This window comes from Rhodanobacter lindaniclasticus, assembly GCF_004799035.1.
Lineage (GTDB): Bacteria > Pseudomonadota > Gammaproteobacteria > Xanthomonadales > Rhodanobacteraceae > Rhodanobacter > Rhodanobacter lindaniclasticus.
In genome coordinates this window covers 1-13,838 of the sequence record NZ_MWIO01000087.1, presented here as the reverse complement: position 1 = coordinate 13,838, position 13,838 = coordinate 1, and the positions used below count along the sequence as shown (strand labels likewise).

General features: G+C 66.3%; 10 protein-coding genes and 2 pseudogenes. 4 read left to right on the top strand and 8 right to left on the bottom strand.

Translation table 11 applies throughout. The annotated features are described in order from the left end of the window. The 6 genes and pseudogenes from B1991_RS18255 to dnaA all read right to left on the bottom strand — a co-directional run. Positions 1 to 191, bottom strand: a pseudogene (locus B1991_RS18255) (energy transducer TonB); the annotation flags it as partial. A 213-nt stretch (positions 192 to 404) separates the two neighbouring features. Further along, on the bottom strand, positions 405 to 1,700 hold the full coding sequence (locus B1991_RS18250) for a tetratricopeptide repeat protein (protein ID WP_210772176.1): 1,296 nt from the start codon (positions 1,698 to 1,700) through the stop codon (positions 405 to 407). 240 nt (positions 1,701 to 1,940) lie between these two features. Continuing rightward, positions 1,941 to 4,388, bottom strand: coding sequence for a DNA topoisomerase (ATP-hydrolyzing) subunit B (gene gyrB / locus B1991_RS18245; protein WP_136260095.1), 2,448 nt, complete (start codon positions 4,386 to 4,388; stop codon positions 1,941 to 1,943). 96 nt (positions 4,389 to 4,484) lie between these two features. Beyond that, on the bottom strand, positions 4,485 to 5,567 hold the full coding sequence (gene recF / locus B1991_RS18240; RefSeq protein WP_136260094.1) for a DNA replication/repair protein RecF: 1,083 nt from the start codon (positions 5,565 to 5,567) through the stop codon (positions 4,485 to 4,487). A 96-nt stretch (positions 5,568 to 5,663) separates the two neighbouring features. Continuing rightward, positions 5,664 to 6,764: a DNA polymerase III subunit beta gene (dnaN, locus tag B1991_RS18235; RefSeq protein WP_136260093.1), complete on the bottom strand. Its 1,101-nt coding sequence runs from the start codon at positions 6,762 to 6,764 to the stop codon at positions 5,664 to 5,666. A 265-nt stretch (positions 6,765 to 7,029) separates the two neighbouring features. Beyond that, entirely contained in the window at positions 7,030 to 8,364 is a 1,335-nt protein-coding gene (gene dnaA / locus B1991_RS18230; protein WP_136260092.1) for a chromosomal replication initiator protein DnaA, read from the bottom strand. 186 nt (positions 8,365 to 8,550) lie between these two features. On the opposite strand from dnaA, the gene rpmH reads away from it, so the two are divergent. The 4 genes from rpmH (at position 8,551) to mnmE (ending at position 12,378) form a co-directional block, all read left to right on the top strand. Beyond that, positions 8,551 to 8,685, top strand: a complete 135-nt coding sequence (gene rpmH / locus B1991_RS18225) for a 50S ribosomal protein L34 (protein WP_007809828.1) — start codon at positions 8,551 to 8,553, stop codon at positions 8,683 to 8,685. Between the two features lie 14 nt (positions 8,686 to 8,699). After that, positions 8,700 to 9,104, top strand: a complete 405-nt coding sequence (gene rnpA / locus B1991_RS18220) for a ribonuclease P protein component (protein WP_136260091.1) — start codon at positions 8,700 to 8,702, stop codon at positions 9,102 to 9,104. A gap of 62 nt (positions 9,105 to 9,166) precedes the next feature. Continuing rightward, a complete protein-coding gene (gene yidC / locus B1991_RS18215) occupies positions 9,167 to 10,903 on the top strand; it encodes a membrane protein insertase YidC (protein WP_136260090.1) in 1,737 nt (578 codons plus the stop codon). A gap of 128 nt (positions 10,904 to 11,031) precedes the next feature. Beyond that, the gene (gene mnmE, locus B1991_RS18210; RefSeq protein ID WP_136260089.1) at positions 11,032 to 12,378 is read left to right on the top strand and encodes a tRNA uridine-5-carboxymethylaminomethyl(34) synthesis GTPase MnmE; all 1,347 of its coding nucleotides are present in this window, start codon (positions 11,032 to 11,034) and stop codon (positions 12,376 to 12,378) included. 11 nt (positions 12,379 to 12,389) lie between these two features. On the opposite strand, the gene rbsK is transcribed toward mnmE, so the two are convergent. Both rbsK and B1991_RS18200 read right to left on the bottom strand, forming a co-directional pair. Further along, positions 12,390 to 13,274, bottom strand: a complete 885-nt coding sequence (gene rbsK / locus B1991_RS18205; protein WP_136260088.1) for a ribokinase — start codon at positions 13,272 to 13,274, stop codon at positions 12,390 to 12,392. 263 nt (positions 13,275 to 13,537) lie between these two features. Then, positions 13,538 to 13,838 (bottom strand): annotated as a pseudogene (locus tag B1991_RS18200) (hypothetical protein); the annotation flags it as partial.

The window sequence follows — 13,838 nt, the reverse complement described above, 5'->3', positions numbered from 1 at the left end:
GGCGGTGGCGGTGGCGGCGGCTCGATGAAGCTGACCTGGACGATCTTTTCCTTTTCCTTGTGATTCTGATTGGGCGGCGCCATCGGCGCCACAATCAACAGGAAGGCAAATGCGTGCAGCCCGATGGCCACCGCCAATGCCCAGGTCCGCTTCCAACTAAAACGCCCGGTTTCTTCGTTACTTGAGGCCATCTGTCACTAATCTGGAAGCTGATCAATCGGGGGATCGTATCGCCGCAGTGAACTGTCGGGAGCCGTCCGGTTCGACCTGACGGGACCCGCCAAGAGCTTGCTGAAGCAATACGCAGTGAAAGGTTTTCAACGTTACAACACGCCATGACTTTTGTATAGCGTCCGGGGCGCGGGCGTGGACGTTCGCGTCAAAGCCCGCGTCCGGTTGGATGGCTATTTGCCGGATGCTCCCAGCTCCTTGAGCATTTCCTTGGCATGGTCGGCGGTGTCCGGATCCTGCGCCGCCTTCTTCAGGGCAGCGATCCGCCCCGTCTTGTTGTTCAGGCCACGCTCGCACTCGGCCAGCACCAGGTAGGCGCTGCCCATGTGCTTCACGCCCTTGCTGATGGCCTGGTTGACCATGGTCTTGGCCTTGGCGTAATGGCTGTTGGTCAATTCGATGTTGGCGATCTGCAGCGCCGGCTCGCCGTCGGTAGCCAGCGGCAACGCCTTCTGGAAGGCCTGGGTGGCCGCCGGGATATTGCCGGCCACGTAATCGGCCTTGCCCAGCAGCACGTAGTTCTGCGCGGTGGGCTGCACGATCTGCTTGCTCATGCCTTCCTTGATGACGGCGATCGCCTTGTTCGCGAGCGGCTTGGGCTCTTCCGTGGAGAGCGCCTGGTTGTAGTACAGCGACGCCAGCAGCACGTAGTCCGCTTCGCTGCCCAGCAGGCCCCTGGCCCGGGCATCCTCCATGACCTTGATCGCCTCCGGATACTTCTGCGCCTGCTGCAGCGCCTGGATGGCGGTTTCGATCGCCTTGGGGTCATCCGGGTGGGCGGCGAGGTTGTCCTGCGCGATCTGCACCAGCTGGTCGTCCTGGCCGGACGCGGCATAGCTGGCCATCAGGATCTGGTCCCACTGGGGTTCGGGTTTGTCGGACAGCGATTTGGCCTTCTTTACGGCTGCAATGGCTTCCGGAAACTTCTCCAGGCGGTACAGGTCGTTGCCCTCGATGGCATACGACTCGGCGGTTTCCTTCTTGCCTTCGGCGCGCCATTTCGTGAGGGTGTCCAGCGACGCCTGGTACTGCTCGTCGGCCTGCTGCGCGACGGCGAGCATGTACAACACCGCGAAGTAGTCGTCGTTGGGCAGCACGCCGTTGTCCAGTGCCTGCTGCAACAGACCGATCGCGCCCTTGTAGTCCTGGGTGTTGTATTTGGCGACCGCCAGGCCGCGCAATGCCATCGCCTTGGCATACTTGCTCTTGCTGCTGTCGAGCAGCGTCTGCAGCTCCGTGCTGGCCGTGGCAGTATCGCCCTTGTTGAGCGCGTCGTAGCCCTTCTGCAGGTGCTCCTGGTCCTGCTTCTTGGTGAGGTCGAGCTTCGGCGCGGTACGCGTGCTGTTGGGGTACTCGCTCGTCTGCTTGGGTTTGTCGTCGTGCTGCTTCCGGGCCAATACCGGACTGGCGACCAGGCCAAGCAGCAGGGCCGCAGTGGCCAGCAGAGTGAAGCTTCGAAGCTGTTTCATGGGGTTCCTCATCGCAAGGTCGGTACCTGTCGATGCAAACAGGCAGGTCTTGCAGCGTAACCTGATCCGGGGCCGGATAACAAGTTGCGCTGCGACATAAAAGATCGTGCCGGATCAATGAGTTAGGAGCGCGCCAGGCGTCGCCGGCCGATCGGAATCCGGTGCACCGTGCCTTGCGGATGGCCGGGGATCACTGGCCTCCGGCGCCTGCCGCAGGACGGCAGGCGCCGCGGTGCGGCATCAGATGTCCAGGTTGGCGACCTTGAGCGCGTTGGCCTCGATGAAATCACGCCGCGGCTCGACCGCCTCGCCCATCAGCATGGAGAACATCTGGTCGGCGACGATCGCGTCCTCGATGCCGACCTGCAGCATGCGCCGGGTGTCCGGGTTGACCGTGGTATCCCACAGCTGCTCGGGGTTCATTTCACCCAGGCCCTTGAAGCGCTGGATGCTGCGTCCCTTCTTGGCTTCCTCCAGCAACCAGTCGCGGGCGTCGGCGAAACTGAGGACGCCGCGCGACGCATTGCCCCGGCGCACCACCGCGTCGGCCTGGATCATGCCGGCAATCTGCTGGCTGATCGCCAGGATCGGACGGAACTCGGCACTGCCGAAGAACGGCTGGGGCAGGAACCAGGTATGGGTCAGGCCATGCTGTTCCCGGACCACCTCGATGGCGGCCGGCTGTGCGGCACCGGTGGCGTCGGCATGCGCCGGACGCAGGCGCAGCGTGTAGTGGGGTTTGCCCAGTCCGCTGGCGCTGAGCTTCAGCGCAGCGGTATCCAGCCACTGCTGCATGGCGCCAGCGTCGGCCCACAGTGCCGGCTCCAGTGGCGCGTGCTCCAGCAACGCGGTAAGTACCGCGGGGTCGAAGCGATGGGCCAGCCGGGCGATCTGGTCCAGTGCGTTCTGGTAGCCGCGCAGGAGCTTCTCCAACGCCTCGCCGGTGATCGGCGGTGCGTCCGGGCTGTAGGTCAGCGAGGCGTTGTCCACCGCGCTGGAGATCAGATAGTCGTTCAGTGCGGTGTCGTCCTTGATGTACAGCTCCTGCTTGCCCTGCTTGACCTTGTACAACGGCGGCAGGCCGATGTAGATGTGGCCGCGCTCGATCAGCTCCGGCATCTGCCGGTAGAAGAAGGTCAGCAGCAGGGTGCGGATGTGCGAGCCGTCGACGTCCGCATCGGTCATCAGGATGATGCGGTGATAGCGCAGCTTGTCCGGGTTGTACTCATCCTTGCCGATGCCGGTGCCCAGCGCGGTGATCAGGGTGCCGACCTCGGCCGAAGCCAGCATGCGATCGAAGCGCGCCTTCTCGACGTTGAGGATCTTGCCCTTCAACGGCAGCACGGCCTGGGTCTTGCGGTTGCGGCCCTGCTTGGCCGAGCCGCCGGCAGAGTCGCCCTCGACCAGGAACAGTTCGCACAACGCCGGATCCTTCTCCTGGCAGTCGGCCAGCTTGCCGGGCAGGCCGGCGATGTCCAGCGCGCCCTTGCGACGGGTCATTTCGCGAGCCTTGCGCGCGGCTTCGCGGGCCCGCGCGGCGTCGACCGCCTTGGAGGCGATCGCCTTGGCCTCGTTCGGGTGCTCCAGCAGGAATTCGCCGAGCTTCTCGTTGACCGCCTGCTCCACCGCCGTCTTCACTTCGGACGAAACCAGCTTGTCCTTGGTCTGCGAGGAGAACTTGGGGTCGGGTACCTTCACCGACAGCACCGCGATCATGCCTTCGCGCATGTCGTCGCCGGACAGCGCGACCTTGGCGTTCTTCGCCAGGCCTTCCTTCTCAATGTAGTTCTGCAGCGAGCGGGTCAGCGCGGCGCGAAAGCCGGTGAGGTGGGTGCCGCCATCGCGCTGCGGAATGTTGTTGGTGAAGCAGAACATGATCTCGTTGTACGAGTCGGTCCACTGCATGGCCACTTCCACCACGATGCCGTCCTGCTCGGCGGTGAGGCTGATCACGTTCGGGTGCAGGGCGGTCTTGAGTTGGGCCAGGTGCTGCACGAACGAGCGGATGCCACCCTCGTAGGCAAACGTGTCCGAGCGCCCTTCCCCGCGCTCGTCCTTCAACTCGATGGTTACGCCCGAGTTGAGGAAGGCCAGCTCGCGCAGGCGCTTGGCGAGGATCTCGTAGTGGAAGTCGATGTTGTTGGTGAACGTCGCCGGGCTGGGCAGGAAGCGCACCGTGGTACCGCGCTGGCTCGAAGGGCCGATTTCCTTCAGCGGGAACAGCGGTTCCCCGAGCGAGTATTCCTGCAGGTATTCATGGCCATCGCGGTGAATGGTCAACCACAGGTGGTCGCTCAACGCGTTGACCACGGACACGCCCACGCCGTGCAGGCCGCCCGACACCTTGTAGGAGTTGGCGTCGAACTTGCCGCCGGCATGCAGCACTGTCATCACGACCTCGGCGGTGGAGCGGTGCTCCTCCGGGTGCATGTCGACCGGGATGCCGCGTCCGTTGTCGGAGACGCTGACCGAACCATCCTCGTGGATCGTGACCACGACCCGGTCGCAATAGCCCGCCAAAGCCTCGTCGATCGAGTTGTCGACGACCTCGAACACCATGTGATGCAGGCCGGTACCGTCGTCGGTGTCGCCGATGTACATGCCCGGGCGCTTGCGCACCGCCTCGAGGCCCTTGAGTACCTTGATATTGCTCGAATCGTAGTGGGATTCGTTGAGGGGTTCGTTCATGCGAAGGTCGTTTCCTGGCGCCATCGACCCGCCCGGCGTGGCGCCGTGAGCGGCCGGACAAGGGTTATGCAACCTGCGAAAGGTGCAACCTTTCAATTATAGCAGGCGCGTCATCTGTCCTTGTTCCACGTGGAACACGCGGGCGGCGGTCGCCTGCAACGCCGGCGGCAACTCGGTGCCGGTCAGCAACACTTGGGCATGGACGTCCTGCAGCTGAGCCACCACCGCCGCCTGATGCGACTGGTCCAGCTCGGAGGCAAGGTCATCCAGGCACACCACCGGCCAGTCGCCGTGTTCCTGCGCGTACAAGGTGGCTTGCGCCAGTACGCAGGCCAGCGCAGCGAGTTTTTCCTGGCCGCGCGACAGGTGCTCGCGCAGCGGGGCACGTTCGAAAGAAAGCGTCCAATCGGCGCGATGCGGCCCCAGGCTGGTGTGTCCCCGCGCCTGGTCACGGCCGCGCTGGGCCGCCAGATGATCGACAAGCGGCTGCTCGTCCGACCACCCGCGGCGATAGCGCAGTTCCATCGCGCCCAATTCGGGCAGCAAGGCCGTCATGCCGACTTCCAGGCAAGGTCGCAGACGGTCCAGGTAAGCGCGGCGCTGCAGGTCGATTAGCTCCGCGGCCTGCGAAAGCTCCAGCTCCCATGGCTCGAACAGGTCATCCGACGGCACCCCTCCCGCGCGCAGCAGGCTGTTGCGCTGCTTCAACGCGCGCTGACAGCGCCGCCACTGCGCCAGGAAATCCTGTTCCACGTGGAACACGCCCCAATCGAGGTAGCGCCGACGCTCCTCGGCCGGGCCGGCGATCAGCGCATGCGAGCCGGGTTCGAAGCACACCACCGCACAGGCCTGCACCAGTTCGCCGATCGACGCGGCCTCGCCATTGATCCGCGCCTCCCAGCGCGCGCCGGAACGTCCCAGACCCAAGCGCTCGACACCGGGTTCATCACGGTGATGTACCTCGGCAAACAAGGCCAGCTGCGCCATGCCCCGCTGCACCAGCGCCTCGCGTGCACCGGACCGGAACGAGCGCGCATGCGAGAGCAGGAAAGCGGCCTCCAGCACGCTGGTCTTGCCGGCGCCGTTATCGCCGACGAACACGTTGATGGCCGGGTCCAGCGCCAGGCTGACATCGGTCAGGCAGCGCAAACCGCAGATGCGCAGCTGCTCCAGCCTCATGTCCGCCGGAACTCCAGATGACAACGCCGGGGCTCCCTGCGGAGACCCCGGCGCTGCTGGTGACGACGCCTGATCGCAACGACCACGAGAGCCGCGTCAGAGCCGCAGCGGCATGATCACGTGGCGGGCCTGCTCGTTGTCGTGCTCCTGCACCAGGCAGCTGGACTGCGCGTCGCGCAGGCTCAAGCGCGCCTTGTCGCCGCGCAGGGCCGCCAGGGCATCGAGCAGGTAGCCCACGTTGAAGCCCACCGCCAGGTCGGAAACATGGGTGTCGGCCTCGACTTCCTCCACGGCTTCTTCCTGCTCCGGGTTGTGCGCCACAATGCGCAACTTGCCCGGCGACAGCTCCAGCCGCACGCCGCGATACTTCTCGTTCGACAGGATGGCCGCGCGCTGCAGTGCCCCGCGCAACACTTCGCGGTCCAGCGTGGCGGTCTTGTCCGCGCCCAGCGGAATCACCGCCTCATAATCGGGGAAGCGACCGTCGATCAGCTTCGACGTGAAGGTCACATTGCCCCGGTGCAGGCGCAGGTGGTTGCGACCGAACTCCAGCTCGACCTCGCCATCGCCGCCTTCCAGCAGGCCGATCAGCTCGTTGACGCCCTTGCGCGGGATGATGATCTGCCGCCGCGTGCTCACCGAGCTCTGCAGTTCAGTCTGCTTCATCGCCAGGCGGTGGCCGTCGGTCGCCACGCAGCGCAGGCTGTGCTCCTGCAGATCCAGCAGCATGCCGTTGAGGTAATAGCGGACGTCCTGGTTGGCCATGGCGAAGGCCGTGCGCTCCATCAGGTCGCGCAGGACTTCCTCCGGCAGGCTGACCTTCTCGACCACCTCGATCTGGTCCACCGTGGGGAATTCACTGGCCGGCAGCGTGGTCAGGGTGAACCGGCTACGGCCGGCGTGCAGAGCCACGCGATCGCCGTTCAATTTCAGCTCGATATGGGCACCGTCGGGCAGTGCACGCACGATGTCGAACAGTTTGCGGGCGGGGATGGTGATCTCGCCATCGGCGAGCTTCTCCGCCTCGGTGACGGCAACCATCTCGACTTCCAGATCGGTGCCGGTGAGCGAGACCTGGCCGTCGGCGACCTTGAACAGCAGGTTGGCCAATACCGGCAGCGTCTGGCGCCGTTCGACCACGCCCACTACCTGTTGCAGCGGCTTGAGCAGAGCTTCACGTTGAATGCTGAATTGCATGGTGGGCTTCCCTTTACCTGCTGTTCTTTCTTTTGAAAAGAAGTGTAGTGGCTGTTGTTGGTCTTGTGGAGAACCGGGTTTCGTTCGTTTTTCCACGTAAAATCAATTTGTTACGGCTCATTTACCGTGTGCAGCGCGGACCGGCCAGGCGGTGCATGACTTGTGGATAACCTGACAGGCTCAGTCATCCACCCATTATCCACAGCTTGGCCCCAGCTTGCCCCCGCATTCTCGCGCATTCCCGGCACGCCGGGCCGCCCACGCGTCAACCGGTGAGCGTGCGGATCAATTGTTCCCAGTCCTGACGCATGCGCACGTCGGTTTCGAGGAACTTGCGGATCGTCTTGCACGCATGCATCACCGTGGTGTGGTCGCGCCCACCGAACGCCTCGCCGATCTCCGGCAGGCTGTGCTCGGTCAATTCCTTGGACAAGGTCATCGCGATCTGCCGCGGCCGTGCCAGCGAGCGCACGCGCCGCTTGGAGAGCAGGTCCTGCAGGCGCACGTTGAAGTATTCGGCGGTGATCTTCTGGATGTTGGCGATGGTGACCGCCTGGGCGTGCGTGGCCAGCAGGTCGCGCAGGGTCTCCTCGGCAAAATCGGTGGTGATCGGCCGCCCGTAGAAGTTGGCGCGTGCCGCCAAGGTGTTGAGCGCGCCTTCCAGGTCGCGCACGTTGGAGCGGATGCGCTTGGCCAGCAGCATGGCCACGCTCTCGTCCATGGCCACGCTCTTGTCGTGTGCCTTGGACAACAGGATCGCCGCCCGCGTCTCGAAATCCGGCGGCTCGATCGCCACGCTCAGGCCCCAGCCCAGGCGCGACTTCAAGCGCGGCTCCAGCTTGTCCACTTCCTTGGGATAGCGATCGCAGGTGAGGATGATCTGCTGCTTGGACTCGAACAGCGCGTTGAAAGTGTGGAAGAACTCCTCCTGCGTGGTGTCCTTGCCGGCGAAGAACTGGATGTCGTCGATCAGCAGTGCGTCGACCGAGCGGAAGCGGCGCTTGAACTCGTCCATGCTCTTGGCGCGCAGGGCCTCGATCATCGAGCCGACGAACTGCTCCGAGCTCAGGCACATCACCTTGCAGCCGGGGTTGCGCTCCAGCATCAGGTTGCCGGCAGCATGCATCAGGTGGGTCTTGCCCAGGCCGGTGCCGCCGTACAGCAGCAGCGGGTTGTACGCGCGCCCCGGATTGGTGGCCACCTGCATCGCGGCGGCCTTGCCGAGCTGGTTGGACTTGCCTTCGACGAAGGTCTCGAAGGTGTAATGGGGATCGAGGTTGTGGTGGAACGCCTGCGTCGTCGCCGTCGCGGTGGCCCGCGCGGGCGCGGCCGCCGCCGGCTTGGCCGGTTCGACCCGGCGTGCGCTGGAACCCACCTCCAGCCGCACCGGCATGGCATGGCCGGCCAGTTGCCCCAACACCTGCTCGATCTGCGCCAGATAGCGCTGGCGCACCGTGTCGAGGGTGTAGGAGTTGGGGGCGAACAGCTGCAAGCCGTCGGCGTCGTCACGCGCCTGCAGCGGCATCAGCCAGGTGTGCAGGTCTTCGGCGCTCAGATCGCCTTCCAGACGCTCAAGGCAGCGCCGCCACAGATCACTCATGAATTCGATCAACCACGACTTGGGGCGCTTGCGCGCAGGGTGATGGGCTAGTCTAGCAGCAGCCCCCACGCTCCCGAGCCGGCCGCGCCACTCCCGCGCGAGCCGCGGCGCGGCGCGATTTGACAGGCGCGGCCTCGACCGGACATACTCTCCAACCTTTTACTCACATTCCCTTCGGAGCAACCCATGAAGCGGACCTTCCAGCCCAGCAAGCTCAAGCGCGCCCGTACCCACGGTTTTCGCGCCCGCATGGCCACCGCCGACGGCCGCAAGGTGATCAACGCCCGTCGCGCCAAGGGCCGCAAGCGCCTGATCCCGTAACCGGATCCGGCGTGATGTCCAGCGCCGGTCTGCCGCGCGAGGCGCGGTTGCGTCGGCCCGGCGAATTCGCCGCCTTGCGAAACAGCAGCGGACGCGCAGGCGGCCGCTGTTTTCATTTGCGCTATCGCGACAACGAGCTGGGCGGTGCACGCCTGGGCCTGGCCATTTCCAAGCGGGTGTCCAAGCGTGCGGTGGAGCGGAACCGGATCAAACGTCTGGTGCGCGAGTCGTTCCGGCGCGTACGCCATCGGCTGCCCGCGATCGACCTGATGGTGATGGCGCGCGAACAGGCCGCCGGCGTGCCCGGGCCTGAGCTGCTGGGCGAGCTGGAAGCCTTGTGGCAAAAGCTGCCGACGCGCACGACTGACCCGGCCGAACCATTGAAGCGAAGCGACGGCCCCTCCACAATCGAGCGCTGACCTTTTTCCAAGCTTCCGCGGCGAGTCCCTCGAGTCGTGGCGTTACCCGGATCTGCTACGCGATGAATCAAACGCGCAACTTCCTCCTGTTTGCCCTGCTGGCCGTGGCCTACCTGTTGTTCATGGCCTGGGAAAACGACCACGCACCCAAGCCGCCGCCGACGGCGGCCGCCACCGCCAGCCAGGCCGTGCCGACCTCGGCGGACGGCAGCGTGCCCGTGGCGCTGGCGGCCGCGTCGAGCGCGGCGCCTTCGGGCGTGGCCGCAGCCATCGCCACCGACGAGGCGCCCGCGAGCGCGCAACTGATCACGGTCGACACCGACGTCCTGCATCTCACCATCGACACCCGTGGCGGCAGCCTGGTGCACGCCGATCTGCTGGCCTACCCGCAGCAGGCGCCGACCCACAAGAACCCCACCCCGCCGCCCGTCGTGCTGCTGGACAACAGCCCCGCGCACTACTTCGTGGCGCAGAACGGCCTGGTCAGCAGCAGCGACACCGCGCCGGCCGACCAGCCCAATCACCTGGCGCTGTTCCACAGCGAAAAGACCAGCTACGCGCTGGCGCCGGGCCAGGACGAACTGCAGGTCGAGCTGACCTGGCGTGATGCCGCCGGCCTAGCCGTCACCAAGACCTACACCTTCAAGCGCGGCAGCTACGTGGTGGGCCTGAGCCAGCGCATCGACAACGGCGGCAGCGCGCCGTGGCAAGGCAACGCCTACCAGCAGTTGCAGCGCGTCGCGCCGCCCAAACCGTCCAGCTGGTTCAGCCATTACACCGATCCCGAGCAGCGCAGCTTCATCGGGGCGGCCTGGTACACCGGCGAGAAGTTCGAAAAGCTCGGCTTCAAGGATTTCGGCGAGAAGAAGGATGCGCTCGACAGCGAGATCAAGGGTGGCTGGGCGGCGATGCTGCGCCTGTACTTCGTCACCGCGTGGATTCCGCCGGCAGGCCAGACCAACCACTACGTCACCCAGACCATCGACCCGGACAGCGCCCACCCGCGCTACCTGATCCGCACGATGAGCCCGGCGCTGAACGTCGCCGCCGGGCAGAGCCTGACCACCGAGGCGCGGCTGTACGTGGGCCCGAACCGGCAGGGCACGCTGGATGCGATCGCCCCCGGGCTCGATCTCACCATCGACTACGGCATGTTCAAGGCCATCGCCGTGCCCATGCACTGGATCCTGTCGCAGTTCCACGCGATCACCAAGAACTGGGGCGTGGCGATCATCCTGCTGGTGCTGCTGATCAAGGGCCTGACCTGGAAGCTCACCGCGATGCAGTACCGCTCCAGCGCGCGCATGCGCAAGCTGACGCCGCGGCTGCAGGCGCTGAAGGAGCGTTACGGCGACGACCGCCAGAAGATGCAGCAAGCCACCATGGAGCTGTACAAGAAGGAGAAGGTCAACCCGATGGGCGGCTGCCTGCCGGTGCTGATCACGCTGCCAGTGTTCTACGGCCTGTTCTTCGTGCTCGAGTACAGCCTGGAGCTGCGCCACGCGCCGTTCCTGTGGATCCCCGACCTGAGCGCGCCCGATCCGTTCTACATCCTGCCGATCATCTACGCGATCGTGATGCTCGGCACCCAGTGGCTGAACCCCGTCGCCGCGGGCATGGACCCGACCCAGGCGAAGATGATGAAGGTGATGCCGCTGCTGTTCACCGTGATGTTTGCCTTCTTCCCTGCCGGCCTGTGCCTGTACTACGCCGTCAACGGCCTGGTTGGCCTCGGCCAGCAGTGGTGGGTGACTCATCACATCGACCGTGAAGGCGAGCCCAAGGCCAAGGCGGCGTAGCTCTTCGCCGAACGGGCAGCCGACAGCCGCGACCGGGCGACCGTCGCGGCTGTTTCGTTTCTGGCGTCGCGGCGGAGTCGAAGGACATCGCACCCATCCCGACTCGCACCGCCCTGTAAAGTCCACCCATGACCGCCGAGACCATCGACACCATCGCCGCCATCGCCAGCGCCCCCGGCGCGGCCGGCGTGGGCGTGTTGCGCGTCTCCGGTCCCGCCGCGCCAGCCATCGCGCAAACCCTGCTCGGCCGCGCACCGCAACCCCGTCACGCCCACTTCGCCGCGTTCCGCGACGCCGCCGGCGAACTGATCGACCGCGGCCTGCTGCTCCACTTCCCCGCCCCCGCCTCCTACACCGGCGAACACGTGCTGGAACTGCAAGGCCACGGCAGCGCGGTGCTGCTCGACCTGCTGCTGCGCCGCGTCTGCGAACTCGGTGCACGCTTGGCGCGCCCCGGCGAATTCACCGAGCGCGCATTCTTGAATGGCAAGCTCGATCTGGCCCAGGCCGAAGCGGTCGCCGACCTGATCGCCGCCCGCTCGCAAGCCGGTGCGCGTGCGGCGCTGCAGTCGATGGAAGGCGTCTTCTCGCGCAAGGTCGAGGCGCTGCTGCAATCGCTGATCGCCCTGCGCGTGCACGTCGAGGCGGCGATCGACTTCCCCGAAGAGGAAATCGACTTCCTCGCCGACCCGGCGATCACCGCGCAACTGGAAAACCTGCGCACCGAACTGGCCGAACTGCTGCGCGAAGCGCAACGCGGCGTGCGCCTCAACGATGGCCTCAGGGTCGCCATCATTGGCCGCCCCAACGCCGGCAAGTCCAGCCTGCTCAATGCGCTCGCCGGCAGCGACCGCGCCATCGTCACGCCGATCGCCGGCACCACCCGCGACGTGCTGCGCGAATCCCTGAGCCTGGACGGCATCGCGCTGGAACTGGCCGACACCGCCGGCCTGCGCGACACCGACGACGAAGTCGAACGCGAAGGCGTGCGCCGCGCCCACGGCGAGCTGCAACGCGCCGACGTGGCCCTGCTGGTCACCGAGGCCGACCACGCGACCGCCGACCTCGCCTTCTTCGCGCCACTGCCGGCCAGCGTCGAACGCCTCGTGCTGATCAACAAGATCGACCGCGATCAGCTCGCCCCGCATGCCGAAACACGCGACGATGCCGCGTGGTTGTGGGCCTCGGCCAAAACCGGCGAAGGCCTCGACGCCCTGCGCGACCACCTCAAGCAGCTCGCCGGCGCCGGCAGCGGCGAAGGCGCCTTCAGCGCCAGACGCCGCCACGTGCTGGCCCTGCAGCAAGTCGCCATCCACCTCGACCACACCGCCCACGCGCTGAGCACCACCCGCGCCGGCGAACTCGCCGCCGAAGAACTGCGCCAGGCCCAGCACGCGCTGGGTGAAATCACCGGCGACTACAGCAGCGACGATTTGCTCGGCGCGATCTTCGGCTCGTTCTGCATCGGCAAATAGCCCGTCGCGAACTACGCCAGGAACATTTCCAGCTCGCCTACGGTTGGCATGCCGCCCTGCGCGCCCAGCTTGGTCACCGACAGCGCAGCGGCGGCGCAGGCCCTGCGTACGGCTTCGGGCAGGCCCTGTTTCAGGAATACCGCCAGGGCAGCGTTGAAGGTGTCGCCCGCACCGGTGCTGTCGACCACGTCGACCTTGAAGCCGGCCTGGTGCAGCGGTTCGCCCTGCTCGCGGTACCAGGCGCCTTCGCCGCCGCGGGTGAGCACGACCGGACATGGGGCGCGTCGCATCAGGGTCTCGAAGTCCTCGACGGGATCGGCGCCGAGCAGGATGGCCAGCTCGTGCTGGTTCGGGGTGACGTAGCGGGCGAGCTTGAGCCAGTCGGTGGGCAGCTTCTGCGCGGGGGCCGGGTTGAGGATCACCGGCACGCCGAGGCGGTGGCCCAGGCGTACGGTGGCCTCGACGGTGTCCAGCGGGATTTCCATCTGCACCAGCACGGCGTCGGCGCGTTCGATCAGGGATCGGGCGGCTTCGACGTCCGCGGGCGTGACGCGCGCGTTGGCACCCGGCACCACGATGATCTGGTTCTCGCCGCCGGCGACGGTGATCGAGGCGGTGCCGCTGGCGCAGTCGTCAAGGCGCGCAACGTGGGTCAGGTCGACGTGTTCGGCCATGAGTCCTGCATGCAACTGCTCACCGAAGCCGTCGCGGCCCAGCGCGCCGACCAGGGCCACCTGGGCGCCCAGCCGGGCCGCGGCCACCGCCTGGTTGGCGCCCTTGCCGCCGGGCACGGTGAGGAAGCGTTCGCCCAGGATGGTCTCGCCGGGGCCGACGAAGCGTGGCGCCTGGGTGACCAGGTCCATGTTGATGCTGCCGACGACGACGATGCGGCTCATGCGTGCTCCCCGGTGGACGGGCCTTCAGGACGGATCCGAAAGCTTACCCGCGTTGGCTTGGGCCGCGGGAGCCGGCCCAGAATCTGCGCCGGCGCCACCCGCAGGCGGCGGGATGCTGGGGGCACGGGATGACACGCACCGCTCCCCTTTCGGCTGTTCAACGCCCGCATGGCCCCTGTTGTCCTGCTTCCGCAGGAACGAGGGATGGACGGGATTGCCCGGGTTACCGCGTGCGGCTCGTTCCGAATCCCGAATCCCGAAGATCAGGGCGAAGGTGCGCGGCCGAGGCCGCTGGCATCGCCGGGCAGCAGGGCAGGCGCAGGCCCGGCCACGGCCAGCAGGGATTGGGCGTAGCTGTCTTCCATGCTGATGGTGGAGACCTCGTCCCAGCTGAAGAACGAGACTTCGCGCATCCACTCGGCGTCCGGGCTGAGCTCCTGCATGTAGAAGCCGTCGTCTTCGACGCTGACCAGCCGGCCGATGTAGCAGACCTCGGACTCGTCCTCGCTGTCCACGTGCACGCCGATCACCGGTGCCTGGGCGCCGGTGATCGGCGTGCACGTG

Excerpts from the sequence above, each read along its gene's own strand:
- B1991_RS18250 (WP_210772176.1), bottom strand. The coding sequence starts at position 1,700 with ATGAAACAGCTTCGAAGCTTCACTCTGCTGGCCACTGCGGCCCTGCTG.
- gyrB (WP_136260095.1), bottom strand. The coding sequence starts at position 4,388 with ATGAACGAACCCCTCAACGAATCCCACTACGATTCGAGCAATATCAAG.
- recF (WP_136260094.1), bottom strand. The coding sequence starts at position 5,567 with ATGAGGCTGGAGCAGCTGCGCATCTGCGGTTTGCGCTGCCTGACCGAT.
- dnaN (WP_136260093.1), bottom strand. The coding sequence starts at position 6,764 with ATGCAATTCAGCATTCAACGTGAAGCTCTGCTCAAGCCGCTGCAACAG.
- dnaA (WP_136260092.1), bottom strand. The coding sequence starts at position 8,364 with ATGAGTGATCTGTGGCGGCGCTGCCTTGAGCGTCTGGAAGGCGATCTG.
- rpmH (WP_007809828.1), top strand. The coding sequence starts at position 8,551 with ATGAAGCGGACCTTCCAGCCCAGCAAGCTCAAGCGCGCCCGTACCCAC.
- rnpA (WP_136260091.1), top strand. The coding sequence starts at position 8,700 with ATGTCCAGCGCCGGTCTGCCGCGCGAGGCGCGGTTGCGTCGGCCCGGC.
- yidC (WP_136260090.1), top strand. The coding sequence starts at position 9,167 with ATGAATCAAACGCGCAACTTCCTCCTGTTTGCCCTGCTGGCCGTGGCC.
- mnmE (WP_136260089.1), top strand. The coding sequence starts at position 11,032 with ATGACCGCCGAGACCATCGACACCATCGCCGCCATCGCCAGCGCCCCC.
- rbsK (WP_136260088.1), bottom strand. The coding sequence starts at position 13,274 with ATGAGCCGCATCGTCGTCGTCGGCAGCATCAACATGGACCTGGTCACC.